21 protein-coding genes and 5 pseudogenes are annotated in these 25,755 nt (G+C 60.1%); 20 read left to right on the top strand and 6 right to left on the bottom strand.

Going from position 1 to position 25,755, the window contains the following annotated elements; all coding sequences use genetic code 11:
- Positions 1–14 precede the first annotated feature (14 nt).
- Entirely contained in the window at positions 15–896 is an 882-nt protein-coding gene (asnB, locus tag AC1RZR_RS34780; protein WP_481829223.1) for an asparagine synthase (glutamine-hydrolyzing), read from the top strand.
- Between the two features lie 16 nt (positions 897–912).
- The gene (locus tag AC1RZR_RS34775) at positions 913–1,908 is read left to right on the top strand and encodes an asparagine synthase-related protein (protein ID WP_481829222.1); all 996 of its coding nucleotides are present in this window, start codon (positions 913–915) and stop codon (positions 1,906–1,908) included.
- Positions 1,909–1,946: 38 nt separating this feature from the next.
- Here the strand turns inward: AC1RZR_RS34775 and AC1RZR_RS34770 are convergent, their stop codons facing one another.
- Positions 1,947–3,254: an alkaline phosphatase family protein gene (locus tag AC1RZR_RS34770; RefSeq protein WP_172374776.1), complete on the bottom strand. Its 1,308-nt coding sequence runs from the start codon at positions 3,252–3,254 to the stop codon at positions 1,947–1,949.
- A gap of 166 nt (positions 3,255–3,420) precedes the next feature.
- Here AC1RZR_RS34770 and AC1RZR_RS34765 point away from each other — a divergent pair, with 166 nt between their 5' ends.
- The 7 genes from AC1RZR_RS34765 (at position 3,421) to AC1RZR_RS34735 (ending at position 11,517) form a co-directional block, all read left to right on the top strand.
- Positions 3,421–5,127, top strand: a complete 1,707-nt coding sequence (locus tag AC1RZR_RS34765; protein ID WP_481829221.1) for a pyridoxal phosphate-dependent aminotransferase — start codon at positions 3,421–3,423, stop codon at positions 5,125–5,127.
- A 54-nt stretch (positions 5,128–5,181) separates the two neighbouring features.
- Positions 5,182–5,973: a DeoR/GlpR family DNA-binding transcription regulator gene (locus AC1RZR_RS34760; protein WP_006333816.1), complete on the top strand. Its 792-nt coding sequence runs from the start codon at positions 5,182–5,184 to the stop codon at positions 5,971–5,973.
- A gap of 190 nt (positions 5,974–6,163) precedes the next feature.
- A complete protein-coding gene (locus AC1RZR_RS34755; protein WP_481829220.1) occupies positions 6,164–7,726 on the top strand; it encodes an ABC transporter substrate-binding protein in 1,563 nt (520 codons plus the stop codon).
- A gap of 5 nt (positions 7,727–7,731) precedes the next feature.
- Positions 7,732–8,763, top strand: coding sequence for an ABC transporter ATP-binding protein (locus AC1RZR_RS34750; protein WP_172352468.1), 1,032 nt, complete (start codon positions 7,732–7,734; stop codon positions 8,761–8,763).
- Positions 8,760–9,719 (top strand): ABC transporter ATP-binding protein, encoded by a 960-nt coding sequence (locus AC1RZR_RS34745; RefSeq protein ID WP_481829219.1) that lies wholly within the window; start codon positions 8,760–8,762, stop codon positions 9,717–9,719. Before AC1RZR_RS34750 ends, AC1RZR_RS34745 begins: the two co-directional genes overlap by 4 nt.
- Positions 9,719–10,660 carry an ABC transporter permease gene (locus AC1RZR_RS34740; RefSeq protein ID WP_172352467.1) on the top strand — a complete coding sequence of 314 codons (942 nt, stop codon included), beginning with the start codon at positions 9,719–9,721 and terminating at the stop codon, positions 10,658–10,660. The genes AC1RZR_RS34745 and AC1RZR_RS34740 overlap by 1 nt, the downstream gene beginning before the upstream one ends.
- Positions 10,657–11,517 (top strand): ABC transporter permease, encoded by an 861-nt coding sequence (locus AC1RZR_RS34735; protein ID WP_481829218.1) that lies wholly within the window; start codon positions 10,657–10,659, stop codon positions 11,515–11,517. Before AC1RZR_RS34740 ends, AC1RZR_RS34735 begins: the two co-directional genes overlap by 4 nt.
- A gap of 78 nt (positions 11,518–11,595) precedes the next feature.
- Here AC1RZR_RS34735 and AC1RZR_RS34730 read toward each other — a convergent pair.
- The 3 genes and pseudogenes from AC1RZR_RS34730 to AC1RZR_RS34720 form a co-directional block, all read right to left on the bottom strand.
- Positions 11,596–11,970, bottom strand: a pseudogene (locus tag AC1RZR_RS34730) (3'-5' exonuclease); the annotation flags it as partial.
- Between the two features lie 59 nt (positions 11,971–12,029).
- Positions 12,030–13,045, bottom strand: a pseudogene (locus AC1RZR_RS34725) (nucleotidyl transferase AbiEii/AbiGii toxin family protein).
- Positions 13,038–13,631, bottom strand: coding sequence for a DUF6088 family protein (locus AC1RZR_RS34720; protein WP_481829217.1), 594 nt, complete (start codon positions 13,629–13,631; stop codon positions 13,038–13,040). The pseudogene AC1RZR_RS34725 and the gene AC1RZR_RS34720 overlap by 8 nt, the downstream one beginning before the upstream one ends.
- A 463-nt stretch (positions 13,632–14,094) precedes the next feature.
- Between AC1RZR_RS34720 and AC1RZR_RS34715 the strand changes: the two are divergent.
- Together AC1RZR_RS34715 and AC1RZR_RS34710 are read left to right on the top strand one after the other, a co-directional pair.
- A pseudogene (locus AC1RZR_RS34715) lies at positions 14,095–14,393 on the top strand (hypothetical protein).
- Positions 14,390–14,819, top strand: a pseudogene (locus tag AC1RZR_RS34710) (PIN domain-containing protein). Before AC1RZR_RS34715 ends, AC1RZR_RS34710 begins: the two co-directional pseudogenes overlap by 4 nt.
- A gap of 146 nt (positions 14,820–14,965) precedes the next feature.
- Here the strand turns inward: AC1RZR_RS34710 and AC1RZR_RS34705 are convergent.
- Both AC1RZR_RS34705 and AC1RZR_RS34700 read right to left on the bottom strand, forming a co-directional pair.
- On the bottom strand, positions 14,966–15,109 hold the full coding sequence (locus tag AC1RZR_RS34705) for a hypothetical protein (RefSeq protein WP_157385576.1): 144 nt from the start codon (positions 15,107–15,109) through the stop codon (positions 14,966–14,968).
- A gap of 47 nt (positions 15,110–15,156) precedes the next feature.
- Positions 15,157–15,510: pseudogene (locus AC1RZR_RS34700) on the bottom strand (IS110 family transposase); the annotation flags it as partial.
- A gap of 369 nt (positions 15,511–15,879) precedes the next feature.
- Here AC1RZR_RS34700 and nifH point away from each other — a divergent pair.
- From nifH to AC1RZR_RS34655, 9 genes are all read left to right on the top strand, one after another.
- Positions 15,880–16,773, top strand: coding sequence for a nitrogenase iron protein (nifH, locus tag AC1RZR_RS34695; protein ID WP_006331760.1), 894 nt, complete (start codon positions 15,880–15,882; stop codon positions 16,771–16,773).
- Between the two features lie 104 nt (positions 16,774–16,877).
- A complete protein-coding gene (gene nifD / locus AC1RZR_RS34690; protein ID WP_481829216.1) occupies positions 16,878–18,383 on the top strand; it encodes a nitrogenase molybdenum-iron protein alpha chain in 1,506 nt (501 codons plus the stop codon).
- Positions 18,384–18,514: 131 nt separating this feature from the next.
- Positions 18,515–20,056 (top strand): nitrogenase molybdenum-iron protein subunit beta, encoded by a 1,542-nt coding sequence (gene nifK / locus AC1RZR_RS34685; protein ID WP_481829215.1) that lies wholly within the window; start codon positions 18,515–18,517, stop codon positions 20,054–20,056.
- Between the two features lie 60 nt (positions 20,057–20,116).
- Positions 20,117–21,607 (top strand): nitrogenase iron-molybdenum cofactor biosynthesis protein NifE, encoded by a 1,491-nt coding sequence (gene nifE, locus AC1RZR_RS34680; protein ID WP_481829214.1) that lies wholly within the window; start codon positions 20,117–20,119, stop codon positions 21,605–21,607.
- 9 nt (positions 21,608–21,616) lie between these two features.
- Positions 21,617–22,999 carry a nitrogenase iron-molybdenum cofactor biosynthesis protein NifN gene (gene nifN, locus AC1RZR_RS34675; protein WP_481829213.1) on the top strand — a complete coding sequence of 461 codons (1,383 nt, stop codon included), beginning with the start codon at positions 21,617–21,619 and terminating at the stop codon, positions 22,997–22,999.
- Positions 22,965–23,462: a nitrogen fixation protein NifX gene (nifX, locus tag AC1RZR_RS34670; RefSeq protein ID WP_202364582.1), complete on the top strand. Its 498-nt coding sequence runs from the start codon at positions 22,965–22,967 to the stop codon at positions 23,460–23,462. Before nifN ends, nifX begins: the two co-directional genes overlap by 35 nt.
- Positions 23,463–23,479: 17 nt before the next feature.
- Entirely contained in the window at positions 23,480–23,959 is a 480-nt protein-coding gene (locus tag AC1RZR_RS34665; RefSeq protein ID WP_481829212.1) for a NifX-associated nitrogen fixation protein, read from the top strand.
- A 24-nt stretch (positions 23,960–23,983) separates the two neighbouring features.
- A complete protein-coding gene (locus AC1RZR_RS34660) occupies positions 23,984–24,769 on the top strand; it encodes a response regulator transcription factor (RefSeq protein WP_136617667.1) in 786 nt (261 codons plus the stop codon).
- Positions 24,770–24,867: 98 nt separating this feature from the next.
- Entirely contained in the window at positions 24,868–25,755 is an 888-nt protein-coding gene (locus AC1RZR_RS34655; RefSeq protein WP_069091080.1) for a universal stress protein, read from the top strand.

The following is a 25,755-nucleotide window of genomic DNA, read 5'->3' as shown; positions in this document are numbered from 1 at the left end:
AGAGAGCGACCCCAATGTGCGGAATCTTTGGGATAGTCCTCAAAAACGAGGGAACACCCGTTTGTGCTGAGGCCGTTGAGCGTTGCGCTGAGGCTCTCGCTCATCGCGGGCCTGATGCCAGCGGCCTATACATTGATCAATCGGTCGCATTCGCGCATCGACGGCTATCGATTGTCGACGCTCATTCTCGCGCCAATCAGCCCTATCGCGATGACAATACCGGAGTGGTGGTGACGTACAACGGCGAGATATTCAACTATCGGGAAATTAGAGCTGAATTGAGGGATATGGGTTTTTCCTTCTCGACGGTGTCCGACACCGAGGTTCTAATTCTTAGCTATATTGCTTGGGGAAAGTCATTCTTAAATCGTCTTGACGGGATATTTGCCTTCGCGCTTTTCGATCCACGGAAATCGCTTGTTCTCATCGCCCGCGATCGTTTGGGGGTAAAACCCCTCTACTACACGATTTGCGATGTTGGCCTTCTCTTTGCGTCGCAGCCGAACGCTCTCATTCGTTGGCCGGGCGTGATGCGTGGACCCGACATCATCGGCGCGCTCAGTTTTCTTTCCTATCGCGCGGTTGTCGGCGCCAGAACGCTGTTTGCCGGGATTTCCAAGTTGGAGCCCGGCCATCTCCTCGCAATAAGGAATGGGCGACACACGTCCGAACGTTGGTGGAATCTGTCGGAGCGCATTTCGCGATCGAAGCCGGACTATTCCGACATAAGGAGACTATTTGGAAGCGCCGTCGAACGTCAGCTGGTGTCTGACGTACCGGTCGCCGCATTGTTGTCCGGTGGACTTGACTCGAGCATCCTCGCCTATGAGGCGTCCACCCGCTCCCAAATCCGTCCGATCCTGCTATACCGGCAAGGTCGAGCCCGCCGATTATGACGAGACGGCCTATGCGATGGAGGTCGCAGCAGAATTCGGGCTCACTCACCGGGTCGTCCCGATTGGAGAACCATCCGATGTCAACGCCGTAGCGGAGCTGGTGCGCCTGCGCGGACATCCGCTTGGGATGCATAACGAAACCGCAATGTTTACGCTCGCAAAGGCGATTTCGAAGGAGCATAAGGTCGTCCTCACCGGCGAGGGTGCCGATGAGATTTTTGCTGGCTACAGCCGATTGTTCCGTACGCCGTATGATTACAATCGAAGCAAGATCATCGCCGCATTGCCACCTGCTCTTGCCCAGATCGCACGCCGACGCCTCGGACTCGGCGTCCATTGCAGTCAGCTGCAGTTCTTCCTGGAGCGCTACAGCTACTTCCCGACCGATGAAATCCGCTCGCTTGCTATCGATGGCCGGATACGAAGGGAGCACGAGATGGCTCTGTTCGATCACTTCTCGACTCAATTTGCAGAGGCCGGCGGAGATTTCTTTAGCAAGATCTCATATGTTCTCGTCTCTACGCATTTGCCCGCATTGCTGGAAATGGTTGACAACACCACAATGGCAGCCGGGCTTGAGGCTCGCGTTCCTTATACCGATCACCAGCTCGTTACCGCCGCAATGGCGATGCCCGGCTCACAGCGGTTGAGGTGGAGGTCTCCAATCGCTTCGGTCCAGGCACTGTGGCATCCGGTTGCTTCCTTCAGCGAGCGTCTCGATGTCTCAAAATTCCCCTTAAGAAGGGAATACCGGAGCGTCTTGCCCAGATCTGTTCTATCTCGCAAAAAGATGGGATTTTCGCTGCCACTGGGTCAGTGGGCCGTTGGCGAGGGAGCAACGGAATATCGAAGGCTGCTGTTTGATAAGGACTCTCCACTGGGAGATTTGTTCGATCCTGCTGCTTTGCGGCGTTGGTTCGAGGCCGGACGACGAAATCCTTCAGACTCGTTTGGCCGGAAGTTCTGGCTGTTGGCCAACCTTGGGATATTCTTCAAAGAGGTATTCTCATGACGAATATGCGAGCCCGCAGGCGGTCGCTTGCGGGCATTTTACAGAAGACCCTTTGCCGAAAACGGGGCGTCCGACAATCCCAAGATCTGAGCAATGGTTGGCGTGAACTCTTCAGCGGAGCCCCAGGCAATATTGCAAGGTTGCATTCCAGGGATGCTCAACAGGCATATCCGATCGTCCTCCGCGCTGCCCGGTCGAAAACCGTGGGTGGACAAGTATCGAGGTCTGCCCGTCGGGCCAGCTTCTTGCGTGTCTCCAACGGTCTCCTCGAAGGAGTGTCCAGGAGGTGCGACATAGGTCGCTATGCAATCACGTTCATTTACCGGAACATGGTCGCTCGACCACGGCTCCACTTGGAAGCGCGCCAACAGTCCGTCTGCGATTCTGCGGTCATGAGCTCCGTCAACCAGGACATGGAGCGTCGCTCCTTCACTTTCCCAAAGCAAGTCAGGGATGATCGCATCCGGATAAATGGTTGTGTGGACGGCGCTATGTCCATGGTCACTTGCGACTACGATCGCGTAATCGTCTTCCCGCCCGACTCGCCTCAGTCCTTCGATGAGAGCGCCAATCATCATGTCGGCCGCGGCGATAGACCAATGTGCCGCCTCGCTTTCGTATCCGAACTGATGCTGAATCGAATCCGTCATGTCGATCTCGGTCAAAATGAGATCAGGCGGGTTCTCCGAGCAAGCCAGCGCTCCTGCAGCCCCGATCATGAGATGATCCGCGGCCAGGCCCGCAACGAGAGGAGTGCTCGCAACGGTGTCACTACTGGACGGGAAGCCGAAGAGATCGAGCACGCCGGCGGCTCGCAACCGTCCATTTGGATCTTTGATCATCCGCGAGCGAGCGATGCGGTTTTCGGGCAGGCTCTTAAATGACCGGCTTCCCTGGAGAAACCCTCGTTCCCACCAGGCCGGCACGAAGACATCGCAATCGGCTGGGTCGATCAACCCAGCGCCGATGGACGCGACATCAAGCCCGCTATTTTTGGCAAGCTTTGCAATGGTCGGAACCCGCAGATCAGACGCGTCGGCGCAGACAAACGAGCCATCTCGCACAATGTGGTTTCCGTAGATCCCGTTCGCTTGAGGCGCCGCGCCGGTTAGCATGCTTGCGCGCCCCGGCATCGACGTTCCCGGCACCGTTGAGCGCAGGCGAGTGATGGACAGACCGTCTCCTGCCAAACGAAGAAGCGTCGGCAACCGATGTTTGTGCTTTTCGAAATAGTCCGCGCTTACGCCGTCCATGAGGATCAGAATCGCTTTCGTAGGAGCGCGCGGCTTTATCGAGGCAGGCGTCTGAAAACGAGCGGTAGGCCTGGATGGATTGGTGTGGGTCATGTTGCACCTGGAAGAGACCGATCGAAACCAAAGCCCCCTATAGGCTTCGGATGACGCCGGTATGAACGCATCACGGGATACTTCGAGCGCCAGTGGGTCGTTTTGATTTTGGGAATGGGCGCTTCTACGCGCGCTTTTTGCTTCCTTCAGAAGAAAGGAGTCCGAGATGGCCGATACGACCCGCGCTATTTTTATCCTCGATTTCGCAGGGCCAAAAATACATCTGTGGAGTGGCAGCTACGATGCACCGTTGGTTCCTATCAACGGTCAGCTGCTCTTGGACCGTCTCGTCAACGCCTGTGTCGAAAACGGCATTGAAGATGTCACTCTCGTTGAAAATTTGAGCAGCGGCACATTCGATGGGTTCCGCCTGCAGGACAGCACAAATACGCTTTCGTGGCACGACGCGCATGACGGCGATCTCATTGAGAAGTTCCGCCAACATGATGGCGATACTCTCCTGATATGGGGAACGCCGCTTTTCGACAGTGAGGTTCTTGACGGTATCGATGTCAACAAAGGTTTGCGCGGCTCCGCTTGGCGGCCCGACGCTCCGACCGGGATTTGTCGATTGAGTGCTGATGTTCTACGCAATCTTCTGGCCGAAAGCCGCGCCGCGGCATCTCTGCATCAGGCCTTGAGTACGTTGGTCGCGGGCCTGTCCCAGCTGGACGTAGCGTTGCCTGACAATGTGCTGAATGTTGGCTCCAACCTGCTCGATATTTGCGACGGTGTCGACGCATCCATCGCGGAATTTCGGTGTGACAAGGAGAACGTGCTGCGGCGTCTGGAAACGAGCGTCGGAGGTTATTGGCGCAAGCCAATCGCCGAGCACATGCTTCTTTGCAATACCCGCTTCCCTCCCAAGACTTTTTACGATCGGCTGGCGGCGAGGCTCGAAGGCGTGTTGACATGCTATCCCTCTCAGCAGATCGATATCGCTTCAGTTGTTGGCACGATGACCTCGCAGCAGCCGGACTTTATTGCAGTCGGAAACGGGGTGACCGATCTCATCCAGGCGCTCTATTCAACGCTGAACCCCACAATCGCGATTCCCGTGCCGACGTTCGCCGGCTTTCAAACACCACTCGATGACGAACAAAAGAACAACTTCGTCCTCACCCCGCCCTATTTCGATCTCGACGTTCGAGCTTTCCTGGAATTCGTACTGGCGACAGGCGCGGATACGGCAATCGTTGTAAATCCAAACAATCCGACCGGTCGACTTGTCGATCATGCTGACGTGGCATGGCTGGCGGAGGCCCTAGGATCTCTAGGGCGGCGGCTGATCGTGGATGAATCGTTCATTGATTTCCCCGCTGATGGCCGATCAAACAGCGTTGAGACTCTGGTGCCGTCCCGTGCCAATTTGATCGTGGTGAAGAGCCTTGGAAAGGTCTTCGGACTTGGAGGAATCCGGCTCGCCTACCTCATGGCTGGCGATCCCGCGCTCGTTGCCGCTGTGCGCCGGAAACTGCCGCTGTGGAACATTAACGGTATTGCGGAATACACACTGTTCCTGCTTCCCGAATTCGCAGAGGAACTGGAACACAGTCTAGAGATGTTGCGAGAAGATAGAGAGCTGTTCATCGAGGAGCTGCGGACGGTACCGGGCTTCGACGTCGTACCTTCGCAAACGAATTTCATCTTGTGCCGGCTGCCTGAAAATTCGGTATCCGCTGCCGAGCTCAAGCGCCGCCTCGTTCTGTTCGAATCCGTCCTCGTAAGAGAATGCGGCTATCAAGCCATGAACGACGCAGATCGATATCTGCGCCTGACGGTTCGAAGTCGGACGGAAAACGAAAGGCTGGCAAAAGCTCTTCGGCGCACCTTAAGCCGCTCAACGGCCTCTGAGAGTGACGCCCTGACGTGACATTTGCGCAGCGAACTGAATAGTCTTTTTTCGAATGCCGCGAGAGAGAGAAGCATGTCGCTAAGTTACAATCGTCATAAAAGGCTCGTTGAAATCATCCAGGCGAATGGCGAAGTGCGCATCCGAGATTTGATGCAGCGGTTTAATATTTCAGAAGAGACTGCGCGGCGGGATATCAAACGGCTCGAGCAGGATGGCTTGGTCGCACGGGTCCATGGTGGCGCGGTCGCAACGCAACAGCCAAAGCTGCTGGCCATCTCATCGCGAGCTGTTTCCGAGCGCGCGGAAAAAAGCACCATCGCTGAGATCGCCCTGGGTCTTCTGAAGCCCGGTCAGAATCTCTTCTTCGGGGGCGGCAGCACCATTCTGTCGTTGGCCAGCCGCATATCGGCCCTCCCGGAAATGCGCGTCGTCACCAACATGGTCGATACTGCCATCGCCGCGGCCGAAGGCTATCGGCATCGCGTTGTCATGCTGGGGGGCGATTTCAATGTCGATTTCCGGACCGTAACCGGATTCACCGCCTTGCGTACACTCCGCGAACAGCAGATCGACATCGCATTTATCGGCGTCAATGCGGTGCATCCGAATGGCGTCTTCGACCATGAACAGGTCGGACAGGAGCTTGCTGCGACGCTCTGCGAGCAAGCGCGGAAAATCGTCATTCTCGCCGATCACAGCAAATTCGGCTTGTCGGCGCGCTACCGCATCCTGCCCCATTCGGCGATTACCGCGATCATCACCGACCGGAGGCCTGCATCGGACATGCTGGACAAGATCGAAGCCGCCGGTGTTGAAGTTCTATATCCGCAAAACCGTCACAACCCCGCACTGGTCTCTACTTGATCCTCCTCTTTCAGCCCGCACGGCTGCCCCAACCGTGAAACATTTTTTTCCATTTGATTTCAATAACCAACACAATCCGTCTCAAACCTGCAAAAAACCGTCACATAACCGCGCTATGTCTCATCCCGTCTCGGGAGCGGATTTCATTCGCTCCGATTGTCATCCCGACTGAAAGAGAGGGGATTTTGATATGCAAACGACACGTCGCAGATTTCTCGGCATGACCGCCATGGCGGCTGGCGCAATAGCATTGCCGAACACGATCATGGCGGCAACCGGCCGGCGGCCGAACCTCAATATTGCCGTTCAGGACCTGCGGACAATTCTGGAACCGGTGGACGGCTCCTCCATCGCCAACGTTTCCTGGCGGGTGCAATACAGCATTTTCGATCAGCTTTTACGGACCGACTACAACGACAATTTTCGCCTGAATTTCGCGCTCGCGACATCATTGAAGCAAATTGACGCCACGATCCATGAGATCAGGTTGCGCGACAATGTGAAGTTTCATGACGGTTCCACAATGACGGCGGATGACGTTGTCTTCTCGCTCGGGCCGGATCGACTGCGTGGCGAAAATGCGCCGGGCGCGGCCGTGTTTGCCAACTTCCTCTCCTCGCTTGCCGATGTGCGGAAGATCAATGATCGCACTGTCCGTTTGATCACCAGGACAGAGGATTCGGTCTTTGCCCAGCGGCTCGGCGCGTGGGGCACGCAGATCATCAGCGCCAGAGCACGGGCTCGCGCCAGCAGCTATGACGCCTGGGCGGCGAAGCCGATCGGCACCGGCCCTTACAAGATCGGCGAGGTCCGCAATGGGGACGAGATCACACTGGTGGCGCACGACGAATATTGGGGAGGCCAGCCGCCATTTGCCTCGATCCGCTTCAAGCGGCTGCCGGAAATTGCCGCGCGCATCGCCGGACTGAAGTCGGGCGATTACGATATCGTCACAGACATCACTCCGGACCACATTGCCGAAATTGAGGGTGTCAACGGCCTCTCGATTGTTGGTGGCGAAGCCATGTGGTTCCGCTTTCTCACATTTGCTCCGCTCAGGACTCCCATCCTGAAAGATGTCGATCTGCGTCGCGCGCTCGCTCTCGCTATCGATCGCGGTGCGCTGGCGGACGGCCTCTGGGACGGCCGGGCGAAAGCGCTGACCAGCTGGCAGCTACCGATCTTCGGCGAGATCAACGACCCCGACCGCAAGGGGGTGTCCTATGATCCGGCGCAGGTCAAGGAACTGCTCGCCAAGTCATCCTACAGAGGCGAGGAAATCCCATACCCTTCCGTCGGCACCTATTATCCGATGCAGCTCGCCGAGAACCAGGCGCTTGTCGAGATGTGGAAGGCTGCCGGGATCAACGTCAAGCTGATCATGTGTGAAAACTGGACGCAGGTCGGCGACATTGGCGGCATCAATGACACGTCCGGCGGCGCCTTCTACGCCGATCCCGTTTCCATGCTGTGGCAGATTATCGGTCCGACCAATGACCTCCAGTCAACAGGTGGCTGGACCAATGCCGAGTTTAACGCGCTCGGTCACGAGCTTGAAACGACGACCGATCTCGCCAAGCGCCAGGCGGCCTTCAAACGGATGCAGGACATTGTCGAGATCGAGGACCCTTGCATCACGCCGCTGCACTCCATGCCCTTTATCTATGGGCAGAAGGCGGATGTCAGCTGGCAGCCCAACCCGTTGCCGCAAATGTATCTCGGTCCGAAGATGCCGCCTGAGCCGGTGGCCTGAGTTCCATGCTGCATAAGTCTTTCCAGAACAGCGCGGGCGCCGCGCTGTTGCCGGCTCATGGCATCGGGGCTTCCGCCACCAAACCTGCCATCAGCATTGCTGGCTTGAGGGTGGCGTTCGGCGATGTGCCTGTGCTGCACGGTGTCGATCTCGCTGTGAACAAAGGCGAGGCCTTGGGTATCGTTGGCGAATCCGGCTGCGGCAAGTCCGTGACTTGGCGGGCGGTTCTTGGCCTGCTGCCGAAATCCGCCGAGATCGGGGGCGAGGCCAGGATTGGTGATCTCGATCTTGTGGGCGCACGACAATCCGTTTTGGATCGGGTGCGCGGCGGACGCATTGCCATGATCTTCCAGGATCCGGCCAGCGCGCTGAACCCGGTGCATCGCATCGGCGCGCAGATCACCGAAGCGCTTCGCCTGCACCGTGGCCTCAGCGGTGCCGCCGCCCGTGCCCAGGCCTGCCGCCTGCTCGACCAGGTCGGGATAGCCGCTGCGGCAAGCAGGCTCAACGCGTACCCCCACGAACTGTCGGGCGGCCAGAACCAGCGGGTGATGATTGCCATCGCGCTCGCCGGCCGGCCCGAACTGCTGATCGCCGATGAGCCAACGACCGCGCTCGACGCTACCGTGCAGGCGCAGATCCTGCTGCTGCTCAAAGATATTCAACGCGACACAGGCATGGCGCTGGTCATGATCAGCCATGATCTCGCCGCGGTGGCGGCCGTCTGTGACCGGGCATGCGTCATGTATGCGGGCCAGATCGTCGAAACGGCGCCGAAACACACGCTTCTGACCGCGCCGGAGCACCCCTATACACGCGACCTGATCGGTGCCATTCCGCCCTCGCACGGTCCGCGCATGCGGTTGACCGCCATTGCCGGCGCGCCGCCACAACGCAATCTGCCGCCGGGATGCGCCTATGCGCCACGCTGCCGGCACGCGATCGCGGTATGTCGCACGAGCCGACCGGAACCGCGGCAGGTCGCCGCGCGGCATTCGGTGCGTTGCCTGCGTTTGGACGCCGGCACGTATCAATGACCCTGCTGCGTCTCAACAACATCACCCGTCGCTTTCCGCTCGGCTCGCCACTCTACGGACCGCGGAAATATCTTGTAGCAGTCGATGGCGTGTCGCTGGATGTCGAGATGGGCCGGACGACCGGCATTGTCGGCGAATCCGGATGCGGCAAGTCCACCACCGGCCGTATTGCGCTCGGTCTGGAGCCGCCGGACAGCGGAGGTGTGCTGTTTCAGGGTTTTCCGCTGCCGCGCATCGACAGCAAAAAGTGGCGCGCGCAGCGGCGCCAGATGCAGCTGGTCTTTCAGGACACCTTGGCAGCGCTTGACCGCCGAATGACTGTCAGCGCTCTTATCGCCGAGCCGCTGGCGATTCACGGGATTGGCGATCCGGCAAGCCGCAAGCAACGTGTGGCCGAGCTTCTCCACGGCGTCGGCCTCGGCGAAGACCATGGCAGGCTCTATCCGCATCAGCTTTCCGGCGGCCAGCGCCAACGCGTCGTGCTTGCCCGGGCGCTCGCGCCAAAACCCTCGCTTCTGGTTTGCGATGAGCCGGTCTCGGCGCTCGACCTGTCCGTCCAGGCGCAAATCGTCAATCTGCTCATGGATCTTCAGCAGGAGCTCGGGATCGGCCTCTTGTTCATCAGCCATGACTTGCGGGTCGTTCGCCATGTCAGCGACCGGATCGTCGTCATGTATCTTGGCCGCGTCGTCGAGCAGGGGCGCGCCGACGCCATTATCGATCAACCCGCCCATCCCTATACGCAGGCGCTCGTCTCGGCCATGCCGAGGCTTCCGGGCGGCTTCGATCATTATGTGGCGTTGCCAGGCGAGCCGCCGAGCCCCACCGATCGTCCCTGCGGATGCCCGTTTCATCCACGCTGTCCACTTGCGCGCGATGTGTGCCGCCAGAGCCTGCCCGAACTCCTGCCGCTAGGACCGGAACGGCAGGTCGCCTGCCATGTGGTGAGGCATTGATGAGTGCGGTGTTTCGTTTCGCCGGCCCCAAGCTCCTGCGTGCGGGCCTGTCGATCCTGATCGTAGTGACCTTTACATTCGTGGTGCTGCGGGCCTCTGGAGACCCGGCGCTGCAGATACTCGGTCCCAGCGCCCGCGCCCCGGATCTTGAGGCGTTTCGCCGGCATTGGGGGCTCGATCAGCCTCTGTATGTGCAATATGTCCGCTATGTCCTGGCGGCACTTCACTGCGATTTCGGGAATTCCATGCTGGCTGGAAAACCGGCCCTGCAGCTTGTGTTCGAGCGCGCGCCCCTGACATTGGCGCTGATGCTGCCGGCACTGGCGCTCACGATGCTAATCGGCATTCCGGTCGGCGCCTACGCCGCCATGCATCGCGACACCTGGGTCGACCGATCGGTGATGATGCTGACCGTGTTCGGCTTCACCGTGCCAAGCTTCGTGCTCGGGCTATTGCTGATCCTGATCTTTTCCGTGACGCTCGGCCTGTTCCCGTCCGGCGGCGCGGATCGGCCGGAAAGCTTCGTACTGCCGGTGCTCACGCTTGGTTTGGGCGGGGCGGCCATTATCGCGCGCTTCACGCGTAGCGCCATGATCGAAGTTCTGTCGCAGCTCTACATCGTGGCGGCCAGCGCCAAGGGCGTGACGTGGCGGCAGGTGGTTCGCCACCATGCCTTTCCGAATGCGATCATTCCTGTGCTGACGCTGTTCGGTCTGATGCTCGGCGGGCAGGTCGCGGGTGCCGTACTGGTGGAAAGCGTCTTCGGCTGGCCCGGCATCGGCCAATTGCTGGTGGTTTCGGTTGCGAACCGTGATCTCGCCGTGGTGCAGGTCATCCTCCTTCTCGTGGCGCTGACCATGACGTCGGCCAACCTGCTGATGGACCTGCTTTATGGCGTGTTCGATCCGCGCTTGCGTGGAACAAACTCAGGATCGCAATGAAAACGGCCACTGTAGAAACCAACCGTCCGTCGCCTCGCACGGTGGACCTGCCGACACTCCTTGCTGTGGGCTGGGTTCTCCTCATGCTCTTCACGGCGCTCGCCGCGCCGCTAATCGCTCCTTATGAGATCATTTCTATCGACCTGCGCCATCGCCTGACGCCGCCCGTCGGCTTTGGCGGAACGATGCTACATGCCCTGGGAACCGACGATCTGGGCCGTGATGTGGCCTCGCGTCTTTTCTACTCGATCCGCACCAGCCTGCTGGTCGCCTTCGGCGCCACTGCGATCAGCGTGTTGGTCGGTACCGGCATCGGCTTCATCGCCGCGTATTTCCGCGGGCTCGTCGAGCATGCCCTGCTGCTAATGATCGACGTACAGGCTTCGCTACCATTTCTAATCGTGGCGCTGGCAATGCTCGCCTGTTTCGGTAATTCGCTGACGCTGTTCGTCGCCCTGATGGGACTTTATGGCTGGGAGCGGAATGCGCGGCTGGCACGAGGACTGGCAATCACCGCCAGCGCGCAGGGCTATGCGAGCGCAACGCGCCAGCTCGGCGCCCATCCGCTGCGTGTCTATCTGCGGCATATCCTGCCCAACAGCGCGGCGACGCTTCTCGTGGCGGCGACGGTGACCTTTCCGGAAATCGTCCTGGTGGAAAGCGGACTCTCCTTCCTCGGCCTCGGCGTTCAACCGCCGATGACCAGTCTGGGTGTCATGGTCGCGGCCGGCCGCGAGTATATAACCCGCGCCTCCTGGATGCTCCTCGCTCCAAGCCTCGTCATTGTCATGACGGCCGTTGCCGTTAGCGTCCTCGGCGACTGGTTGCGCGATAAGCTCGACCCGACCCTCAAATAACGGTTTCCCAATGCAAAGGAACTGATCTCCACACTTGTCGACGGCTACGCTCTTGCACGGGACGGGGGTGCCGAACCTTCGCCCGCGGCCGGTATCGACGTAACCGGAATACAGCATATGGATCTCGTCGCGGGCCCGCGTCAGGCCAACATAGAACAGCCGTCGGCTTTCGCGTCGCGCCGCCGGCTGCTCGTTGCGCCAGGGCAAACCGCCCAGATCGAGTCCCACCATGATCACGACATCATCTTCGCAGCCCTTTGCCGAGTGCGGCGTCAACAGATTAACATGGAGAGGCGACGCGTCGCGTCCACCGAGGCTCGCCAGATCCAGGTCGGCGAGCGGCCCGCCGACAGCGAGCGCCGCCGACATGCGCACCACCTGTTCGCGCTGATCGGCGAGGCTTGGCTCTGCCGCCATCAGCGCATCGAGCATTCCCGCCCGCAGCGCGCCGATTGGCGAAGTTTGTAATTTTGATCCGCGAAATTCGCACGGCGCCGTCCCCCCAGTTTTTTCTATTCGCGGATGTAATTGGCTCGCTCGGCGATATCGGCACATCGCGCCATCAGCGCTTCGAAAGGCTCCGCGTCTTCCAGAAGAAGCCCGTCGTCGACCATGCGGGCGTAGTCCTCTTCAAGCGCCTTCAGACCATCGCCTGCGGGCACAAGCCGCAGACCGCCGTTGACAGCCGCCGCGTAATCGATGGGCGTTCGATCGGGCGCTTTCTCGGCGAAGAACATGGTCTTGTGGCGCGCCGCTGCGTTCGCCAGATCGCGATCAGCAAAGGCGGACGGGGTAAAACCGGTTTCGTCCAACCGCGCGACATCGTGCCAGTGACGAGCAAAGCGATCGCCGCGCCGGCGCTCCTGCAGGCAGAAGACATGGATGGCCGTCGCCTTCTCCCAGAAGGCTCGCTCCGCATGCATCACGCGTGGACGAGCCATGGGAAAGGTCACGCCCTCGACCAGGCCAGACGCGTCGCAGGCGATGTCGCGCAAGCTCGCGGGCTCGCCCGTCGATCGTGCTCCGAATTCGAGCATCACGCTCGGCGCCACATAGCCGTAGCCAGGCGTCGCGGCTTCGTAATCGATGAACAGCTTCTCGCCCTCGACGCGGATGGCGGCCGCCAAAGCTTCAGCCGCGAGCGCATCTGCGATGATCGGCTGAACGCTTCCTTCAACCCAATTGGGCAGGCGCTTACGCACCTCACCGGACCAGCGTTTTTCCTCGCTACGGGTCTCCGGCAACGCTTCGCCGTCGTCGCCCACCAAGTCGGGTGCAATCGGCCGGATGTCGTATGTTAGGTCGACGTCCTCGGAAAAGCGCTGGATAACCTGATAGGCTTTGGACAGCGACGTGCCGCCCTTGAACACCAGATGTTCGCCGAGCGCCGAGCCGTAAAGGTGGCGAGCGCCCAGACCACCCACACGTCCTTCTCGAGGAGATGCGCCGGCCTGCCGGACCGATCGGCCGCGACGCCGAGCGCCTCCCGCCGATCCTCGATCGGGAGGTGGAGAAAGGGATCAGCCATGTGCGGCCTTGCCCACGCTGCGCGCCATCCAGGTCGGAAGCTGCGGCGCTACCGCGACCAACTCGCTGAAGGCGCCCGGCGGGAGTTTCCGCTTCAGTGTCTGGAGGGCGGCCTCAGCCTTCTCTGGCCCAAGCCAAGCCAACGCTCGCACCGCCTCGCCAGCGGGCCGATGCGCCATGGCGAGCTGCCAACGAGGCGCGTGGCGAAGCTCAACGACCTGCTTGCCGAGGCTCATCTTCCGGGTGCGGCCGGAAGTCAGATAGACCGACCGGACCGGCACCTGTGTCGTGAGACCGAGGGTGTTGGCGGCAACGGCCCCACTCGTGACGATGATCTCCCCGCGCTGGCTGGCAAGCGCCTCGACCGCTTGCTCCACGGAGGGAGCCCGGGTGCCGAACCTGCTCGTGACCGGAAGGAGATAGACGCCGCGACCCGCCCGGATCAACTGCGTCCGCTCGGCTAGACGCCACAATGCCTGATCCACCGCGGCGCGATTCCCGAGGTGAAGCAAGCTCTTAGCTGCGACCGGCGTGCCCTCTGGCAGCCCTTTCGCGTGCGCAAGAATCTGTTCGGTCAACCGTTGCATGGCCATGCTCCTGTCAGAAATGTATGCGATTTTCTGACAGTTTTTCAAGGCAGGCAGCGACGGGCACCTGCACGCGGAACCCGTCCAGCAGGCGTTGTGGTCAATCATCGCCGCGCGAATCGACCAATCCCTGTTTCGCGCCGTTCTCCGAACGAGCCTCGCCCGTCCTGGGGCCGACGCCCTCTGGTCGGCGCCGAGATATTTCTCTTGTCAGCGCAAGAACTCGACGCTGGTCAAAAAGTACCGTCGCGTAACATATATCGCGCGTCCCCACCGATGCCATTCAACCGAAAGAGAGCACTGCCCGGACTGCCTGCACCCTGATCAAACCCAGTATTCTGGTTATATTACTGGAAATGAGAAATGAAGACTGTCTTTTTATTTAGATATGTATGTTCCTTCTTGTTGTAGTTATGATGTATGTCGAATGTATTATTTATGTGTGTTGTAGTCGGAGGCAACTATGAGCAGCTCGCAAAAACGCGCCATTCAACACTATCGATCTCGCCTCAGCGAGCGCGGCTTGGCGCGCTTCGAGGTGCTTGGCCGCGATGCCGATCGCGACCTCATTCGATCTTTGGCTCGCCGCCTGGCCGAAGATGGACCGGATGCCTCTAGCCTGCGCGCTGCTGTCAGCCAGACCATCGCCGGCGAGCCACCCAAGCTTGGCGGGATTCTCGCCGCATTGCGTCGTTCGCCGCTCGTGGGAGTTGACCTCGATCTTTCCCGCCCCCATGAAAGGGGCGGAAGATCGACCTGTGACACGCTACCTCCTCGATACCAACATCATCAGCGATGTCGTCAAATCGCAGCCTTCGGAATCGCTCCTGGCATGGATGTCGAGACAGCGTGACGAGGATTTGTCCATCGCTTCGCTGACCGTTGCGGAAATTCTTCGCAGGGTTGGAGAGGCCGCGCGGGAAAAAACGCGACGCACTCGACAACTGGTTCTCTGGGCCTGAGGGGCCGCAGGCGCTGTTTGCGGGCCGCATCCTCTCGTTCGACGACAAGGCAGGGCTGATCTGGGCGCGGCTGATGGCAGGAGGAAAACTGGCCGGCAAGCCGCGCAGCGGGCTCGACATGATCATCGCCGCTGTCGCCGGAGCGAACGAGTGCGTGCTGGTAACGGATAACGAAAGAGACTTTGCCGGGCTCAAGGTCGTCAATCCGATACGCGGAGCGGTCTGATGCGGCGGCGGGTTAAGGAATGCTCGGGAGGGCAAGATGGCTGAAACTCAGATAGAGTGGACAGAATCCACTTGGAACGCTCGCGGATTTGGCTGATCCCCGCTCCTTCAGCGCGCCAAATCCAGTGGGACGAGCTCCCAGATGATCTACAGCCAAGGGAGGGTCTTCTCAAGCTCGGCGATCTTCTCGCTGTAGATGGCGATCTGCTGGAGGTAGAGACGACCAACGTCGCGGACGATCGGCTGGATGAGGCCTTCCTCGTCTTCGATTGCATCCGCAAGGCGCTTCACGTGGGCCGGGCCGTGTGGGGCGACGACCCCGTGCTTCGGCGAGGTGGCCGCACCAAGAGGTCGCGCGTGCGGAAGATCATCGACCGCGCCTCTTGCTCCTCGGTTTTGACAGCCACGAAGCGCATTGTCGGCCTGAGGGCCGCTTCCGCGTGCCGCTTTACAAAGGACTTCACATAGACCGGCGGCAGGAGCCGGACGGCATGCCCGAGCCCGCCGATCGTACGCCCCCAGTCGTGGGCGGTCGCGCTTCCATCGCCACCGTGCACCGGGGCTGTCCGGCGAGAAACGGCATCAACTGCGCGCGACAGCTTCTTGCGAAAGACAACCTTCCCGTCACCCGCCGCGCCGTGAACCTGGAAGACCCGCTTTGCGAGATCGATTCCAATGATGGTAACTTCCATGGATGCCGTCTCTGTCTTGGTCGATTCTGGCAATCACCAAACTGGCACATTGCGATGGCGTCGGGAGGGGGCATCTACTCCATCAGATTTTGACAACTAGCTTCTTTCCGGGCTCCGCGGCCGACGTCTCACTCAACGCCATCCGACATTTCCTGTCGCCTTTGTCAGGGCCGCGACACAAGTTTATTTAGCCAATTTAATATTTTTGCCAAATGTTAAACAGCTGAAAAGCAATCATAAAATTTCTTCTTCGATCCAACCGGCCGAATTGGCATGAGTTTTGAAACGATCGGTGCGAGGCGGCGGGATCTGCCGACCGGCATTGAAGTCGCGGTAACCGCTATGGATGGAAAGAAGGAAGGAAGCAACATGTCAGGTCTGCGTCAGATCGCATTCTACGGAAAGGGGGGCATCGGCAAGTCCACCACCTCTCAAAATACGCTAGCCGCCCTGGTCGACCTCGGACAGAAAATCCTTATCGTCGGCTGCGACCCCAAAGCCGACTCCACCCGGCTGATCCTGAACGCAAAGGCGCAGGATACCGTTCTGCATCTCGCCGCCCAAGAAGGTTCTGTGGAAGACCTTGAACTCCAGGACGTGCTCAAGATCGGCTACAAAGACATCAAGTGCGTGGAGTCCGGCGGCCCCGAGCCGGGTGTCGGCTGCGCCGGCCGCGGCGTCATCACCTCGATCAACTTCCTCGAGGAGAACGGCGCCTATGATAATGTCGACTATGTCTCCTACGACGTGCTGGGCGACGTGGTGTGCGGCGGCTTTGCGATGCCGATCCGCGAAAACAAGGCCCAGGAAATCTACATCGTCATGTCCGGCGAGATGATGGCGCTCTATGCCGCCAACAACATCGCCAAGGGTATCCTGAAATACGCCCATTCGGGCGGCGTGCGGCTCGGCGGGCTGATCTGCAATGAGCGACAGACCGACCGCGAGCTCGACCTCTCCGAGGCGCTGGCCGCCAGACTCAATTCCAAGCTCATCCACTTCGTGCCCCGCGACAACATCGTCCAGCACGCCGAACTGAGAAAGATGACAGTAATCCAGTATGCGCCGGACTCCAAACAGGCAGGGGAGTACCGCGCGTTGGCCGAGAAGATCCATGTCAATTCGGGCCAGGGCACCATCCCGACCCCAATCACCATGGAGGAGCTCGAGGACATGCTGCTCGACTTCGGCATCATGAAGACGGACGAGCAAATGCTTGCCGAGCTTCAGGCCAAGGAAGCGAAATTGGCCGTCGCTCAGTAGCCGCCGCTACCGACAGGGGGCGCCGACCGTGACCTGGCGCCCCTTTGTACGAAACAGGGCCTCGTTGGCGAGGCGTTACCCTAACCTTGAAAGGGGCAGGTCCCATGGGCCTCGACTATGAGAATGACGGCGCTTTGCATGCGAAGCTTATCGAAGACGTGCTGTCCCAATATCCAGACAAGGCGGCGAAGCGTCGCAAGAAGCACCTCAGTGTCGCAACGAGCAAGGACGAGGCTGGAGGTGAGGACAAGGGCCTTTCCGAATGCGACGTCAAATCGAACATCAAATCCATTCCGGGCGTGATGACAATCCGCGGCTGTGCCTATGCCGGCTCCAAGGGCGTGGTGTGGGGTCCGGTCAAGGATATGGTTCACATCTCGCACGGGCCAGTCGGCTGTGGGCAATATTCCTGGTCGCAACGCCGCAACTATTACGTCGGCACGACGGGTATCGACACGTTCGTGACAATGCAGTTCACCTCCGACTTCCAGGAGAAGGACATCGTTTTCGGTGGCGACAAGAAGCTGGAAAAGATCATCGACGAGGTCGAGGACCTGTTTCCGCTCAGTGGGGGCATCTCGGTGCAGTCCGAATGCCCGATCGGCCTGATCGGGGACGATATCGAGGCAGTGTCGCGCAAGAAGGCCAAGGAGCACAAAAAGACGATTGTACCGGTGCGCTGCGAAGGTTTCCGCGGCGTTTCACAATCGCTCGGCCACCACATTGCCAATGATGCGATCCGCGATTGGGTCTTCGACAAGGACGATGTCGATTTCGAGCCCGGCCCTTACGACGTCAATGTCGTTGGCGACTACAACATTGGCGGCGATGCCTGGGCTTCGCGAATCCTGCTTGAGGAGATTGGACTTCGGGTGGTCGGCAACTGGTCGGGCGACGCCACACTCGCCGAGATTGAGCGCGCGCCCAAGGCCAAACTCAATTTGATCCACTGCTACCGGTCGATGAACTACATCTGCCGGCACATGGAGGAAAAGTACGGCATCGCCTGGATGGAATATAATTTCTTCGGCCCCTCCCAGATCGAGGCCTCCTTGCGCAACATCGCCAAACACTTCGGCCCGAAAATCGAGGAGAAGACCGAAAAGGTCATCGCCAAGTACCGGCCCTTGGTCGATGCCGTCATCGCCAAGTACCAACCGCGCCTCGAAGGCAGGACGGTGATGCTCTATGTCGGCGGCCTGCGCCCCCGTCACGTCATCACTGCCTACGAGGACCTCGCTATGGTGATCGTCGGCACCGGCTACGAGTTCGCCCACAACGACGACTACCAGCGCACCGGCCATTACGTGAAGAATGGCACGCTCCTCTATGACGACGTCACCGGTTACGAGCTGGAGAAGTTCATCGAAGGCATCCGCCCGGATCTCGTTGGCTCCGGTATCAAGGAGAAGTACCCGGTGCAGAAGATGGGCATCCCGTTCCGCCAGATGCACTCCTGGGACTATTCCGGCCCGTATCACGGCTACGACGGCTTCGCCATCTTCGCCCGCGACATGGATCTGGCCATCAACAACCCGGTCTGGGGTCTCTACCGCGCGCCGTGGAAGAAGATGAAGGACGCGCCGCCGACGGCGGTCGCCGCCGAATGAGGACTGGCCTCCCTCCCTGCCAGGGAGGCCGATAAATGCTTGGGGCGTGCTCGATCCACGCTGGATGCCCTTTAACGCTTTGATGTCCCTGTGCTGCCGCTTGCCGCAGCCAGATGGAAAAGGTGACCACCATGCCGCAATCGGCCGAAGAAATTCTCGACCATGCTCCCCTGTTCCGCGAGCCGGAATACAGACAAATGCTTGCCGAGAAGAAACTGAATTTCGAATGTCCGCACCCTGATCAGATCGTCACCGACCAACGCGAATTGACCAAGACTTGGGAATACCGCGAAAAGAACCTCGCTCGCGAGGCGCTTGTCATAAACCCCGCCAAGGCCTGCCAGCCGCTCGGCGCGGTGTTCGCGGCCGCGGGCTTCGAGCGCACCATGTCTTTCGTCCACGGTAGCCAGGGCTGCGTCGCCTACTACCGCTCGCATCTGTCGCGACATTTCAAGGAGCCTTCGTCAGCGGTTTCCTCCTCGATGACCGAGGACGCGGCAGTGTTTGGCGGCCTCAAGAACATGGTCGACGGGCTCGCCAATACCTACAAGCTCTACGACCCCAAGATGATCGCCGTCTCGACTACCTGCATGGCCGAGGTCATTGGCGACGACTTGCGGAGCTTCATAGAGAACGCCAAGAACGAAGGCTCGGTCCCGTGCGACTTCGACGTGCCTTTCGCTCATACGCCTGCCTTTGTCGGCAGCCATGTCGATGGCTACGACGGCATGGTGAAGGGCGTGCTGGAGCATTTCTGGAAGGGCAGCGAGCGCTCGCAAGCCGCTGGGACCATCAACATCATTCCAGGCTTCGACGGATTCTGCGTCGGAAACAACCGGGAACTTAAGCGCCTCCTCGACCTGATGGGTGTCACCTATACCGTCATTCAGGACGCCTCAGACCAGTTCGACACGCCGTCGGACGGCGAATACCGCATGTATGACGGTGGCACCAAGATCGAAGACGTGAAAGGGGCACTCAACGCGGAGGCGACACTGTCGCTGCAGCATTACAACACCCGCAAGACGCTGGAATATTGCAACGAGGTCGGGCAGGCGACGGCATCCTTCCACTATCCGCTGGGTGTCCAGGCGACCGACGAATTCCTGATGAAGGTCTCGGCGATTTCCGGCCAGGAGATCCCCGAGACAATCCGGATGGAGCGCGGCCGACTGGTTGATGCGATGGCGGACAGCCAGTCATGGCTGCACGGCAAGAAGTACGCAATCTATGGGGATCCGGACTTCGTCTACGCCATGGCTCGCTTCGTCATGGAGACCGGCGGCGAGCCGACACATTGCCTCGCGACCAACGGCACATCGGCCTGGGAGGCCGAGATGAAGGAATTGCTTGCATCCTCGTCCTTTGGCCAGGATGCCCAGATCTGGGCGGGCAAGGATCTCTGGGCGATGCGTTCGCTGCTGTTTACAGAGCCGGTGGACCTGCTGATCGGCAATTCCTATGGCAAGTATCTGGAGCGCGACACCGGCACGCCGCTGATCCGGCTGATGTTTCCAATCTTCGACCGGCACCATCACCATCGCTTTCCCCTCATGGGCTACCAGGGTGGATTACGCGTGCTGACGACGATCCTCGACAAGATATTCGACAAGCTCGATCGCGAGACGAGCGAAACGGGCGTGACGGACTATTCCTATGACCTCACCCGCTAAGCCCGTACCGGCTTTTCGTCGAGGCCGTCCATTGCCCAATGGACTTCGGAGACTGACGCAATGACCTCGCTCAGTGCCAAGATCCAGGACGTTTTCGACGAGCCCGCCTGCGATAACAACCGCGGCAAGGATGCCAAGGCGCGCAAGCAGGGCTGCTCGAAGCCGCTGACCCCCGGGGCGGCAGCCGGCGGTTGCGCCTTTGACGGCGCTAAGATCGTCCTGCAGCCGATTACCGACGTTGCGCACCTGGTCCATGCGCCGCTCGCCTGCGAGGGCAATTCCTGGGACAACAGAGGCGCAGCTTCGTCCGGGCCAACCCTGTGGCGGACAAGCTTTACAACCGACCTCACCGAACTCGACGTCGTGATGGGGCAGGGCGAGCGGAAGCTGTTCAGGGCGATCCGCGAGATCAAGGAAACATATGCGCCGCCGGCAGTCTTCGTCTATTCGACCTGCGTGACGGCGCTGATCGGCGACGACATCGAGGCCGTGTGCAAACGCGCGGCCGAAAAATTCGGACTGGCCGTGGTGCCGATCAATGCGCCGGGCTTGGCCGGCTCCAAGAACCTCGGCAACAAACTCGCCGCCGAAGCGTTGCTCGATCATGTCATCGGCACGATGGAACCCGACGACACCGGGCCCTACGACATCAACATCCTTGGCGAATTCAACCTCTCCGGCGAATTCTGGCTGGTGAAGCCGCTGCTTGATCGGCTCGGCATCCGGGTGCGCGCCTGCATTCCGGGCGATGCGCGTTACATCGACGTTGCATCCGCGCACCGCGCCCAGGCGGCTATGATGGTGTGCTCGAGCGCACTGATCAATCTGGCCCGCAAGATGGAGGAGCGCTGGGACATCCCGTTCTTCGAGGGCTCCTTCTACGGCATAACCGATACCTCCGAAGCACTTCGCAACATTGCTGAGCTGCTGGTGAGAAAGGGCGCCGATTCGGAGATCCTCGATCGCACAGACACGCTGATTGCTGAGCAGGAGGCGATTGCGTGGAAGAAGCTCGAGGCCTACCGCCAGCGGCTTCAAGGCAAGCGCGTGCTGCTCAATACAGGCGGTGTGAAGTCCTGGTCAGTCGTCCACGCGCTGATGGAGATCGGCATGGAGATCATCGGCACCTCGGTCAAGAAATCCACCGTCGAAGACAAGGAGCGGATCAAGCGGATCCTCAAGGACGAAAACCACATGTTCGAGCAGATGGCAGCGCGCGATCTTTACGCCATGCTCTCAAAACACAAGGCCGACATCATGCTGTCGGGCGGGCGCACGCAATTCATCGCCCTGAAGGCCAAGACACCGTGGCTCGATATCAACCAGGAGCGCCAACATCCTTATGCCGGCTATGACGGCATGGTGGAACTTGTACGGCAGATCGACCTCGCCATTCATAACCCGATCTGGGGCCAGGTGCGGGAGCCGGCGCCATGGGATCGCCAGCCTGCCGGGGAGGACGATCTGGCGAGCACGAAGAACGGGACAGCGACTGTGAACGCTTTCAATGAATTCGCCGGCGCGACGGCTCACCGCTTCGGCGACCGATGAGGAAATCCGATGGTCCGCATCCTTCGCAATACCAAATCAGCGGCGGTCAACCCGCTGAAGTCGTCGCAGCCGCTGGGTGCCGCCTTCGCTTTTCTTGGAGTCGAGGGTGCGATGCCCCTGTTCCATGGCAGCCAGGGCTGCACCAGCTTCGCGCTCGTGCTCTTCGTGCGGCATTTCAAGGAAGCGATCCCCTTGCAGACAACGGCGATGGATGAGGTGGCAACCATACTCGGCGGAGCGGACCATCTGGAAGAGGCGATCCTCAACCTCAAAACCCGCACTAAGCCAAAGCTGATAGGAGTGTGCACGACCGCGCTGGTGGAGACCCGTGGCGAAGACTGCGCGAGTGATATCGCCAACGTCAAGCTGAAGCATGCGGAAGAGCTCGCTGGTACGGAGGTTGTGCTGGCCAACACGCCTGATTTCGGCGGCGCTATCGAAGAAGGCTGGGCCAAGGCTGTCGCGGCCATGATCGAAGGGATTACACGGTCGGGCGCACGGACGCGGCAGCCGAAGAAGATCGCGATCCTGCCCGGATGCAACCTCACTGTCGCTGACGTCGAGCATTTGCGTGACATGGTTGAAAGTTTTGGGCTCAAGCCGGTTATCCTGCCGGACGTCTCCGGCTCACTCGACGGCACGGTTCCTGACCGCTGGGTAACCACTACCTATGGCGGCACCAGCGTCGAGGAAATCCGCGAGCTTGGCACGGCCGCGCAATGCATCGTCATCGGCGAGCACATGCGCCACCCGGCGAAAACGCTGCACGGGTTGACCGGCGTGCCTTACGCGGTGTTCCAGTCGCTGACCGGATTGAAGGCCGTCGACCGGTTCGTCTCGCTGCTATCGGCGGTTTCGGGCGCGGCGGTGCCGGCCCGGGTTCGCCGTCACCGGGCGCAATTGGAGGATGCATTGCTCGACGGACATTTCCATTTCGGAGGCAAGAAAATTGCGATCGCTGCTGAACCAGACCAACTCTATCAACTCGCAACCTTCTTCACCGGCATGGGCTGTGACATCGCGGCGGCGGTCACGACGACCGATATGTCGAAGATTCTGCAAAAAGTACCGGCGGAGTGGGTTCAGATCGGCGATCTCGGCGATTTGGAAGCTCTTGCAGCGGGCGCGGATCTTCTCGTAACACATTCCCACGGTCGCCAGGCGTCGCGACGCCTTGGCATTCCGCTCATGCGCGTCGGCTTCCCGATCTTCGACCGGCTCGGCAGCCAGCACAAGCTCACAATCCTCTATCGGGGGACCCGCGACCTGATCTTCGATGTTGCCAATATCTTTCAGGCCAACCAGCACGCGCCGACGCCTGAGGCGCTTGATCTATTCCGGAAACGAGAAATGCCAGATGAGCTCCGTTCGTCGCCTCTCACTCGTCACTGACGAGGTTCACGCACCGATGCCGGAACGACGGGTGGGCGCATTGCGCGTAGCCATCGCCACGCAAGACATGACGAATCTCAATGCCCATTTCGGGTCGGCCAAGCGCTTTGCTGTCTACGACGTGACGCGCGAGGAGTGGCATCTCGTGGAAGCCGTGGCCTTCGATGACGTTTCCGATGAGAGCGGGAAGCGTCGGACCGAGGGCGATGACCGCGTCACGCCGAAGGTGGAGGCGCTGAAGGGCTGCCATCTGCTGTTTTGTCTGGCCATCGGCGGGCCTTCGGCAGCCAAGGTTATTTCGGCAAAAATCCATCCAATCAAGGTGCCGCAGCCACAAACCATCCAAGAGGTGCTGTTGCGCACGCAGATGATGCTGAGAACGTGTCCTCCGCCCTGGCTGCGCAAGGTGCTGGCCGAAGCTGGTGTCGCCGAAAAGAAACCCTCCTTCGAGGATGAGGACTGAAACAAGGAAAGAGCAAAATGTTTGAAGTCGCGATCAGCCCTGCTGTCAACGATGACGAGGAGGCCCTTGCCAGCCCGTTCGTCAAGTGCCTCGTGCGGCTGATCCTTGCTCAAGATTCCCACGGGTCGTGGGACGGCAAAGCGGACGCCGAGTTGCTGGCCGACTTCATCGTCAGCAAGGAACGGCGTCGTACGATCCCAATCATCGGCGATCCCGATCCGGACGTGCTGTGGAGGCTCGACAAGTTTTACACTGCCGTCGCCCTTGCGATCGAGGAGCGCTCCGGCCTGATGGCATCGCCGATGATCGAAATGAGCCATGAGGGGTTCGGGCGTGTGCTTTTCACCGCCGGGCGGCTGGTCGTTTTGTCCAAGACCGTGCGCGACGTCCATCGGTTCGGCTTCGAGACGTTCTGCAAACTCGCCGCCGCCGGTACGAAACTGGTCGACGATGCCATCGCAGCCATCGACGCCTATCCCGAGGTGGCACGGGCATGAAACCAATTTTCGAGCAAGAGGATCATGTCAGGCCTTGAGGAGCCGCGATGGCCAGCCCACGCGGCCGACGCGGTCGAGGCCAATGTGGTTCTCGGGGTAGCGCTGATGAAGCCACTCGTCCTGATCTGTTCGCAAGATGCGGAGTTCTATCTGTTCCTCAGCCACATACTGGAGGTGGACGGCTTCGTCAGTGAGCCGGCAGGCGGCGCCAAGGAAGCACTTGCAAAGGCCGACGAACGGGAATTCCAGGCCGTGGTGCTGGACTGCGGTCCAACGAGCCTTACCGGGTCCGCAATCTGCGCCCGGCTCAAGCGGGAACCCCGGACCGGCGGCCTGCCCATCATTGCCCTGATCGCGCCCGGCGCCGAGAACCAGCACCTTGATCTGTTGAAGGCCGGCATTGACGAGAGCTTTGTGCGGCCAATGGCGCCGGCCAAGCTGCTCGATTATCTGCGGACGAGGCTGGCGCTGCCGAAGCCGGGTTCAAACGGGATTGAAAACGACAGCTGGCTTTCCTATGGCAGCCTTGAGATGAAGCTCGATGCCCACCGGGTTTGCGGCAATGGCCATGACATCCATCTCGGACCGATCGAGTTCAACGTGCTGCGGCATTTGCTGGAGGCTCCCGGCAAGGTCTTCAGCCGGGACGAGCTGATCGGCGGGGCCTGGCCGGCCAATATCCATGTCGGTCTACGCACAGTCGATGTCCATATCAGTCGGCTCAGAAAGGCACTGGAGACGGCCTCGACCGGTATCGTCATTCGTACCGTCAGGTCGGCCGGCTACTCGCTTGAGAAGCTGGACGGCTGAATCGAGTGCGGGTCTGGTGCCACTCCCTTTTCCTCGCGCTGTGAGCCGGTCTTGCGGCATGAAACGCCCTCATCGAACACTCAGGAAGAAGCAGGAAAATGGGCTTTAAAACGGTACTCTGTTCGACCGGCGCTGACCATTCCGATCGGGACGTCAGAACTGCTGCCGGCTTGTGTGCGGAGATTGGCGCGCACCTTTCCGTACTGATCATACCCCCTCCGATGCTCCTTATGTCGCATCGGCGGATCGGTGATGGTGTCCCAGAGTGGCCGGTAGCACGTCGACAGGCAATTGCCAGATTGAACGATCGGTTTCGGCAAATCGATCGATTTACACAGAACGCGGTCAGACTGGAAAAACGCTCGAGAGATATTCAGAAACTGCTGGAATCTATGTCGCTCGCCTATGACGTTGACACCGACTATTACGATCCGGCCAGCCTCGGTGAAGTGGCACGACAGCGGGCGCTCTGCGCCGACCTCACGATCATCGGACCGGGGCTCCTCAACGACGAGAATCTCGGACCTCCTGTGGTCAACGGCTGCCTGTTCGATACGGGAAAGCCGGTGCTCGTTGTGCCGAAGGGGGCTGAGGCGACGCTGTGGCCACGGCGCGTCCTGGTCGGTTGGGATTCGCGAGTCGAGGCGTCCCGTGCGGTTCGAGAAGCGCTGGGCCTCCTATGCGTTGCTGAGGAAGTTCGTGTCGCCCTGGTCGATCCGAAGGCCAACTACAACGGGAACGGCGCGGAGCCTGGAGCCGACATCGCTGCCTATCTCACTCGGCACGGTGCTCGGGTGTCGGTTGACCTCCTACCAAGTGCCGGCAAATCGGCGGCCACGGTGCTTGCGCAGCACGCAATCGACATTTCTGCGGACATGATCGTCATGGGCGCCTATGGCAGCCGTCGGCTGCGTGAGCGGCTCTTTGGCGGTGTGACCAGATGGATCTTTGAAAAGCCGACATTGCCGCTGTTTTTGGCTCGATGA

The organism is Mesorhizobium bavaricum, from assembly GCF_056781655.1.
The sequence above is the reverse complement of the archived record's forward strand: the minus strand, read 5'-3'. Positions and strand labels throughout refer to the sequence as shown.

Coding starts and splice junctions, on each gene's coding strand:
- nifE (WP_481829214.1), top strand. CDS start 20,117: ATGACCTCGCTCAGTGCCAAGATCCAGGACGTTTTCGACGAGCCCGCC.
- nifK (WP_481829215.1), top strand. CDS start 18,515: ATGCCGCAATCGGCCGAAGAAATTCTCGACCATGCTCCCCTGTTCCGC.
- AC1RZR_RS34775 (WP_481829222.1), top strand. CDS start 913: ATGGAGGTCGCAGCAGAATTCGGGCTCACTCACCGGGTCGTCCCGATT.
- AC1RZR_RS34745 (WP_481829219.1), top strand. CDS start 8,760: ATGACCCTGCTGCGTCTCAACAACATCACCCGTCGCTTTCCGCTCGGC.
- nifH (WP_006331760.1), top strand. CDS start 15,880: ATGTCAGGTCTGCGTCAGATCGCATTCTACGGAAAGGGGGGCATCGGC.
- asnB (WP_481829223.1), top strand. CDS start 15: ATGTGCGGAATCTTTGGGATAGTCCTCAAAAACGAGGGAACACCCGTT.
- AC1RZR_RS34720 (WP_481829217.1), bottom strand. CDS start 13,631: ATGCAACGGTTGACCGAACAGATTCTTGCGCACGCGAAAGGGCTGCCA.
- AC1RZR_RS34665 (WP_481829212.1), top strand. CDS start 23,480: ATGTTTGAAGTCGCGATCAGCCCTGCTGTCAACGATGACGAGGAGGCC.
- nifD (WP_481829216.1), top strand. CDS start 16,878: ATGGGCCTCGACTATGAGAATGACGGCGCTTTGCATGCGAAGCTTATC.
- AC1RZR_RS34740 (WP_172352467.1), top strand. CDS start 9,719: ATGAGTGCGGTGTTTCGTTTCGCCGGCCCCAAGCTCCTGCGTGCGGGC.
- AC1RZR_RS34660 (WP_136617667.1), top strand. CDS start 23,984: ATGTCAGGCCTTGAGGAGCCGCGATGGCCAGCCCACGCGGCCGACGCG.
- AC1RZR_RS34655 (WP_069091080.1), top strand. CDS start 24,868: ATGGGCTTTAAAACGGTACTCTGTTCGACCGGCGCTGACCATTCCGAT.
- AC1RZR_RS34735 (WP_481829218.1), top strand. CDS start 10,657: ATGAAAACGGCCACTGTAGAAACCAACCGTCCGTCGCCTCGCACGGTG.
- nifX (WP_202364582.1), top strand. CDS start 22,965: ATGAGCTCCGTTCGTCGCCTCTCACTCGTCACTGACGAGGTTCACGCA.
- nifN (WP_481829213.1), top strand. CDS start 21,617: ATGGTCCGCATCCTTCGCAATACCAAATCAGCGGCGGTCAACCCGCTG.
- AC1RZR_RS34760 (WP_006333816.1), top strand. CDS start 5,182: ATGTCGCTAAGTTACAATCGTCATAAAAGGCTCGTTGAAATCATCCAG.
- AC1RZR_RS34755 (WP_481829220.1), top strand. CDS start 6,164: ATGCAAACGACACGTCGCAGATTTCTCGGCATGACCGCCATGGCGGCT.
- AC1RZR_RS34770 (WP_172374776.1), bottom strand. CDS start 3,254: ATGACCCACACCAATCCATCCAGGCCTACCGCTCGTTTTCAGACGCCT.
- AC1RZR_RS34765 (WP_481829221.1), top strand. CDS start 3,421: ATGGCCGATACGACCCGCGCTATTTTTATCCTCGATTTCGCAGGGCCA.
- AC1RZR_RS34750 (WP_172352468.1), top strand. CDS start 7,732: ATGCTGCATAAGTCTTTCCAGAACAGCGCGGGCGCCGCGCTGTTGCCG.